Raw genomic sequence first — 371 nt, 5'->3', positions numbered from 1 at the left:
CTCCGTCGCACGGGTTTGTCTGGGGTCATATCGGCGTTCTCCGGTTTCTAACAAAATCATCTTACATACATCTTGCATGTTTTTGTGAGTCCATGTTACATACACAGTGCATGTAAATGAAAGGAGACCAAAATGCGTGTCAAACAGTACTACCCCGTCATCCAGTCCGAAGCAGTTGCAGTGACAGCCGATTTCTACAAACGCCACTTCGGATTTCGTGCGGCCTTCGAGGCCGATTGGTATGTGCACCTGCAAAGCGAGGCGGACCCCTCGGTCAATCTCGCGGTCGTCCAATCTGATCATGAAACGATCCCCAAGGGATCGCGGGGTGCATCAAAGGGAATGATCCTCAACTTCGAAGTCGAGGACGT

1 pseudogene is annotated in these 371 nt (G+C 50.9%); it reads left to right on the top strand.

The features are described 5' to 3' along the window. Positions 1 to 132: 132 nt before the first annotated feature. A pseudogene (locus ACFWW4_RS22740) lies at positions 133 to 371 on the top strand (glyoxalase); the annotation flags it as partial.

The organism is Yoonia sp. SDW83-1 (genome assembly GCF_046762885.1).
Lineage (GTDB): Bacteria > Pseudomonadota > Alphaproteobacteria > Rhodobacterales > Rhodobacteraceae > Yoonia.
This window is presented reverse-complemented; position numbering and strand designations above follow the sequence as displayed.